The 6559-nt window shown below is 66.2% G+C and carries 5 protein-coding genes; 3 read left to right on the top strand and 2 right to left on the bottom strand.

The window, feature by feature from the left end; all coding sequences use genetic code 11:
• Positions 1-152 precede the first annotated feature (152 nt).
• Positions 153-866, bottom strand: coding sequence for a ferritin-like fold-containing protein (locus ABFX29_RS08950; RefSeq protein ID WP_246167290.1), 714 nt, complete (start codon positions 864-866; stop codon positions 153-155).
• A 454-nt stretch (positions 867-1320) separates the two neighbouring features.
• On the opposite strand from ABFX29_RS08950, the gene ABFX29_RS08945 reads away from it, so the two are divergent.
• Both ABFX29_RS08945 and ABFX29_RS08940 read left to right on the top strand, forming a co-directional pair.
• Positions 1321-2937 (top strand): DEAD/DEAH box helicase, encoded by a 1617-nt coding sequence (locus ABFX29_RS08945; RefSeq protein WP_420831161.1) that lies wholly within the window; start codon positions 1321-1323, stop codon positions 2935-2937.
• A 21-nt stretch (positions 2938-2958) separates the two neighbouring features.
• The gene (locus tag ABFX29_RS08940) at positions 2959-3915 is read left to right on the top strand and encodes a DNA-methyltransferase (RefSeq protein WP_152226687.1); all 957 of its coding nucleotides are present in this window, start codon (positions 2959-2961) and stop codon (positions 3913-3915) included.
• A 51-nt stretch (positions 3916-3966) separates the two neighbouring features.
• Here the strand turns inward: ABFX29_RS08940 and ABFX29_RS08935 are convergent, their stop codons facing one another.
• Positions 3967-4815: a PHP domain-containing protein gene (locus ABFX29_RS08935; protein ID WP_152226685.1), complete on the bottom strand. Its 849-nt coding sequence runs from the start codon at positions 4813-4815 to the stop codon at positions 3967-3969.
• Positions 4816-4936: 121 nt separating this feature from the next.
• Between ABFX29_RS08935 and ABFX29_RS08930 the strand changes: the two genes are divergently transcribed.
• Positions 4937-6508 carry an aminopeptidase P family protein gene (locus tag ABFX29_RS08930; RefSeq protein ID WP_152227339.1) on the top strand — a complete coding sequence of 524 codons (1572 nt, stop codon included), beginning with the start codon at positions 4937-4939 and terminating at the stop codon, positions 6506-6508.
• The last annotated feature ends 51 nt before the right edge of the window (positions 6509-6559 follow it).

The following is a 6559-nucleotide window of genomic DNA, read 5'->3' as shown; positions in this document are numbered from 1 at the left end:
GAGAGGAACCGGCGCACCGGGGCGCTGGAATTCGAACTCATACCTGTCCCCCGCCGATTCCCCCGCCGATCCCCCGCCAGTGCTGGCACTTACGGTACAGGCGGAATGTACCCGGCAGCGGGAACCGGCACTAACTCGGCCTTCCGGCTCGCCTAGGCAGTGAGTCCGAGGAGGGACATCCGCCGTGAATGGTTGCGGGTCAGCTGGCTGAAGAGCTCCCGGATCTGCGCGTCGAACTCTTCGGGGCTGAGGATCCCGTCCATCCCAGTGGGCAGCGCACGTTCGATCACCACGCGCTGCGCCTGGGTCAGGGCCTCCCCCACGAGGCGGCGTCCCCACAGCGCCAGGCGCGAGGCCAGGCGCGGGTCGTCTTTCAGGGATTCCTGCAGGCGCACAAAGAGGACTTCACCCGCCGCTTCGCTGCCGGTTTCCTGCAAAGAGGCGATCAGCTGCGAACTCTCCGAATCAAGCAGGGATCCCAGGGCAGCGTAGAAATCGTCGGAAATCGCGTCAGTGACATAGAACTTCATCAGGGACTCATACCAGTCCCCGGGCCGGGTCCGGTCGTGGAACGCATCCACCGAAGCCTGGAAGGGTGCCATGGCGTCCTCGGCGTTAACGCCCATCGACTCCAGATGGGCGGTGACCCGCTCGAAGTTCTCGTATTCGCGCACCGCCAGGCGTCCAAGCGCTGCACGGTCCCGGAGAGTCGGCGAGAAACGCGCATCTGAAGACATCCGCTCGAAGGCTGACAGCTCACCGTAGGCGACTACGCCAAGCAGGTCCGAAAGGAACTGCCGGTACGGGTCCATTGCACCGGGGACCACTGCCTGCCCTGTTGCCGAAGCTGCGTTGTTCTCACTCATACGCCCAGCGTACCGGTGTGTCCCCGCTCTCAACCGCCTGCACCGCTGCCGCGGCGTCATCATCGGCCCGCCCTGCCCCGCTCCAACTCGCTGGATGGGCCAATGCGACCCGTTGCGCCTGCACCGGGTAGACTGGAATGGTAGTAAATGGATGCCCGGTCGTTCCCACTTCTTGAAATCCTTCATGAAATGCCGGTTGGAGACACTAACCAGCCGGCTGTGAGACCCGCAGTACCTACGCGAACTTGATATTTTCCGGCCGCTGCCTTTGCCGAATGCAGTTGGAGTGGCCAGCAGTCCTTAGCCCGCGATCGGCTTCCGCTGGACGCATCACCTGCGCGCCATCCCGCTCCGGGGTGGGCCCTATGCCCCCTCGTCGAGCGCGGCGCCGCAGAATGCCTAACTGAACGGTATGTAATTGAACACTGAACTTTCCCAGGTCAGCGACGCGCAGCTGACCGCTGATGACAGCAATGAAGAACTCGAAGTCACCGAGACCATCGCCACGACGGATGCCGCAGCCGAAATCCGCGAACTGACGTTCGCAGACTTTGGTGTCCGGTCAGACATCGTCGAATCCCTCGCCGACGCCGGTATCACCCACCCCTTCCCGATCCAGTCGATGACCCTGCCGGTGGCCCTTGGCGGCCACGACATCATTGGCCAGGCCAAGACCGGCACCGGCAAGACCCTCGGTTTCGGCATCCCCGCGCTGCAGCGCGTCATCGGACCGGACGACGAAGGCTACGCCGACCTGGCTGTACCCGGCGCCCCGCAGGCCCTGATCGTCGTCCCCACCCGTGAGCTCGCGGTGCAGGTGGCTGGCGACCTAACGACGGCGGCACGCCGCCGCGGCGCACGAATCGTCACCATCTACGGCGGCCGTGCGTACGAGCCCCAGATCGAGGCCCTGGAAGCCGGCGTGGAAATCGTTGTCGGCACCCCCGGCCGCCTGATCGACCTGTACAACAAGAAGCAGCTCTCCCTCAAGAACGTGCGCATCGTCGTCCTGGACGAGGCCGACGAAATGCTGGACCTGGGCTTCCTGCCCGACGTCGAGACACTGATGGCAGCAACCCCGGCCGTTCGCCAGACCCTGCTGTTCTCGGCCACCATGCCCGGCGCCGTCGTCGCCATGGCCCGCCGCTACATGACCAAGCCCACCCACATCCGGGCAGCGGATCCCGATGATGAGGGCCTGACGAAGAAGGACATCCGCCAGGTTGTCTACCGGGCCCACAACCTGGACAAGAGCGAAGTCGTTTCCCGGATCCTGCAGGCCCGCGGCCGCGGCCGGACCATCATCTTCACGAAGACCAAGCGCACTGCGGCGAAACTCTCCGAGGAGCTCGTGGACCGCGGCTTCGCCGTCGCCGCCATGCACGGTGACCTGGGCCAGGGTGCCCGCGAACAGGCCATGCGCGCCTTCCGCAACGAGAAGGTGGATGTCCTGGTTGCCACCGACGTAGCAGCCCGCGGCATCGACGTCGATGACGTCACGCACGTCATCAACTACCAGTGCCCCGAGGATGAGAAGACCTACCTGCACCGCGTCGGCCGCACCGGCCGCGCAGGCAACAAGGGCACTGCCGTCACCTTCGTGGACTGGGACGACGTTCCCCGCTGGGGCCTGATCAACAAGGCCCTGGGCATGGACCATGCCGAACCGGTGGAAACCTACTCGTCTTCACCGCACCTGTACACCGACCTGGACATCCCCGAAGGAACCAAGGGACGCCTGCCGCGCAACAAGCGCGTCCTGGCCGGCATCGATGCCGAGAAGCTCGAAGACCTTGGCGAGACCGGCAAGTCCGGCGGCCGCCGCGCACCCCGCGCCGATTCGGGACAGCGCTCCGGTGGCCGTTCCTCCGACCGCGCACGCGGCTCGGACCGTGCCCGCGGCTCCCGTGAGGGCAACCGCGAGGGTGCCCGCCGCGGCCCGGAGAAGGCCGCTGACGCTCCGGCCGCTGCCGCCGGTGAAACGGCCAAGGCTGAACGGCCCCGCCGGAACCGCAGCCGTACCCGCCGCCGCAACGGCGAGGTAGTCAGCAAGGCACCCGCCGCCGAATAGGCCGGGATCCCCTCCACACGGATGAGCACACCTAACTGGACGCCGGACGGCGGGTCGCTGATAGTCCACGCAGACAATGCGGACTATCTGCCGACCCTGCCGGACGGCTCCTTTACCCTGATCTACGTCGATCCCCCGTTCAATACCGGCCGGGCCCAGCGCCGGCAGCAGACCACCATGGTCCGAAGCGTCGAGGGCACCGGCGACCGGACGGGATTCAAGGGCCGCAGCTACACCACGGTCAAGGGCCTGCTCTCCAGTTACGACGACGCGTTCGAGGACTACTGGGCTTTCCTGGAACCCCGCATGGCCGAAGCGTGGCGCCTGCTCGCCGACGACGGCACCCTCTACGTGCACCTTGACTACCGCGAGGTGCATTACGTGAAGGTGATGCTGGATGCCCTCTTCGGGCGGGACTGCTTCCTGAACGAGATCATCTGGGCCTACGACTACGGCGGCCGGGCCAAGAACCGCTGGCCAGCCAAGCACGACAACATCCTGGTCTATGTGAAGAACCCTGCCGCCTACCACTTCGACAACGCCGAGGTGGACCGGGAGCCGTACATGGCGCCCGGCCTGGTGACACCGGAGAAGGTGGCGCTGGGCAAGCTGCCCACCGATGTCTGGTGGCACACGATTGTCTCCCCCACCGGGAAGGAAAAGACCGGCTACCCGACGCAGAAGCCCGAAGGCCTCCTGCGCCGCGCCGTCGCGGCCTCCAGCCGTGAAGGGGACTGGGTGCTGGACTTCTTTGCCGGCTCGGGAACCCTGGGCGCGGTGGCCGAGAAGCTTGGCCGCCGGTTTGTGTGCGTGGACGCCAATCCGCAGGCCATTGAGGTCATGGAGCGCCGGCTGGGACATGCCGCCAGGTTGCTGGTGCCGGCCAAGCCAAAACGCGTCCGGGCCAGGCGCGCCGCTGCCCCGAAGAACGCACCGGCCGAGTCCGTGGACTCGGGGCCGGCTCCTGCAGCGCTCTAGCAGCCAAGGACCGGACGGTTTCCGGGCAGACAGCTGCTTAGGCCGGACCAGTTACGGCCGGACGACGGACGTGCCCGTACCCAGTTCAGCAATCCGTTCCAGGACTTCGGCGCTGGTGGTGTTCTCCCCCAGCAGGTTCGGCTTGCCCGTTCCGTGGTAATCGCTGGAGCCGGTTACCAGCAGCGAATGCTCAGCAGCCAGCCGGCGAAGGTAGGCGCGGCCGTCCTGCGGGTTGTCCCGATGTTCAATCTCCAGGCCGGCCAGCCCGGCGTCGATCATTTCCAGGTAAGTCCGTTCTCCCACCACGCGTCCGCGCGCGGACGCCTCGGGGTGGGCAAAAACGGGTACTCCGCCGGCGTCGCGGATCAGGCGCACCGCGTGCGCCGGGTCAGGGGCATAGTGCGCCACGAAATAGCGGGAGCGTCCGGTCAGGATTCCGGCGAAAGCTGCCGATCTCGAAGGCACCACCCCGGCGGCGACCAGTGCATCGGCAATGTGCGGCCGGCCAATAGTAGCGCCGGGAGCAACCTGTTCCTGCACGTCTGCCCAGCTGATGGGATAGTCCTCGGCAAGCCGTTCCACCATGCGTTCTGCCCGGCTCACCCGCGCCGAGCGGGACTTGGCGATTTCGGCCAGCAGACCCGGATGGGACGGGTCGTGAAGGTAGGACAGCACATGGACGCTGATCCCGTCCTCCGTGCGGCAGGAGACTTCCATGCCCGGAACGAATACCAGGCCCAAGGTGCGGGCCGCTTCGGCTGCCTCGCCCCACCCTGCAGTGGAGTCGTGGTCCGTCAGCGCCACGGCATCCAGTCCGGCAGCGGCGGCGGAGGCCATCACGGCCCCAGGCGCTTCGGTGCCGTCGGAGACGTTCGAGTGGGTATGCAGGTCGATTCTCACCCCTCCAATCTACGCGGTTAGCCGCGCGGATCCGGCGCTGGCGCTCCGCGGAGGCCGGGGCATGTTTGGCCCTGTTAACTGCCGGTGAGAGCATAGACAAGTGAGTACTGAAGCCAATTCCATGAACCCCGCCGATTCCGGCCTTGAGGAACTGTCCGAGGGACAGCCGCTTGAGGACCGGGTGAACAACCGTTCCCAGCGCCCCACGTCGCAGGCGTTCAAGGACTTTATGTCCTCCGGCTGGGCATCCGCGTCCGATGAGCTTCCGGAGCAGTCCGCAGTGGCTCCCCACGCGGCCGCCCGCCGCCGCGCACTCTCCGAGCGTTTCAAGGGCGAGCGCCTGGTGATTCCGGCCGGCCCCCTGAAGGTCCGCTCCAACGACACCGATTACCGGTTCCGTCCGCACTCCGGGTTCGCCCACCTCACCGGGCTGGGCCTTGACCATGAGCCGGACGCCGTCCTGGTCCTGGAACCTGTGGAAGAGGGAACCGGCGACGACGGCGGCCACCACACTGCCACCCTGTACTTCCGTCCGCTGGCCGGCACCGACAGCGAGGAGTTCTACTCCAACGCCCGCTATGGAGCTTTCTGGATCGGGTCCCGGCTGGGACTGGAACAGGTCAGCGCCCTGGTTGGTCTGCAAACCCGCGACCTGTCCGAGGCCGAAACCGCCATAACGTCCAACGTAGGCGATCCGCAGTTCGGCGGCATTTCCGTCCGGCTGCTGCGCAAGGTCGATGAGATGGTCGATGCCCTGGTGGACACCGTCCGCTACAACACCGCGCTCGACCCGGAAAACATGGACTTCAGCGCCCTCGATTCAAAGGATGAAGAGCTCACCGAAGCCCTTTCGGAGCTGCGCCTGGTCAAGGACGCCTGGGAAATCGAACAGATGCGCGAGGCAGTCGCCGCAACCGTGAACGGCTTCACCGAAGTTGTGAAGGCTCTCCCCCGCGCCATTACCCACCCGCGCGGGGAACGCGTCGTCGAAGGTGCATTCTTCGCCCGTGCCCGGGAAGAAGGCAACGACCTCGGCTATGACACCATCGCCGCTGCCGGCAACAACGCCACGGTGCTTCACTGGATCCGCAACAACGGCGCAGTGAAGGCCGGGGACCTGCTGCTGCTGGACGCCGGTGTGGAAGCGGACAGCCTCTACACCGCAGACATCACCCGTACGCTGCCGGTCAACGGCACCTTCTCCGAGGTCCAGCGCCGCGTATACCAGGCAGTGCTCGATGCCGCGGACGCCGGTTTCGCCGCAGCCAAGCCCGGCAACAAGTTCCGCGACGTGCACGCTGCAGCTGTCCGGGTACTGGCTGAGCGCCTGCAGGACTGGGGCCTGCTGCCCGTGCCGCTGGAGGAAGCGCTGTCTGAAGACGGCCAGCAGCACCGCCGCTGGATGCCGCACGGCACCAGCCACCACCTGGGCCTGGACGTCCATGATTGTGCACAGGCCCGCCGCGAGCTGTACCTGGACGGCATCATCGAAGAAGGCATGGTCTTCACGATCGAGCCTGGCCTCTACTTCAAGGAAGAGGACCTCACCATCCCCGAGGAGTACCGCGGGATCGGCGTGCGGATCGAGGACGACGTCCTGATCACCGCAGAAGGCGCAGAGAACCTCAGTGCTGCGCTGCCGCGTGATCCCTCGGACGTGGAGGACTGGATGGCCGGCATCTACGCCTCATAGCCTCCCCCCCCCTCATCGAGATGACAGAAACTGCCCGTTTGGAGCTCCAAA

The organism is Arthrobacter gandavensis (assembly GCF_039528575.1).
Lineage (GTDB): Bacteria > Actinomycetota > Actinomycetes > Actinomycetales > Micrococcaceae > Arthrobacter_B > Arthrobacter_B citreus_B.
This window is presented reverse-complemented; position numbering and strand designations above follow the sequence as displayed.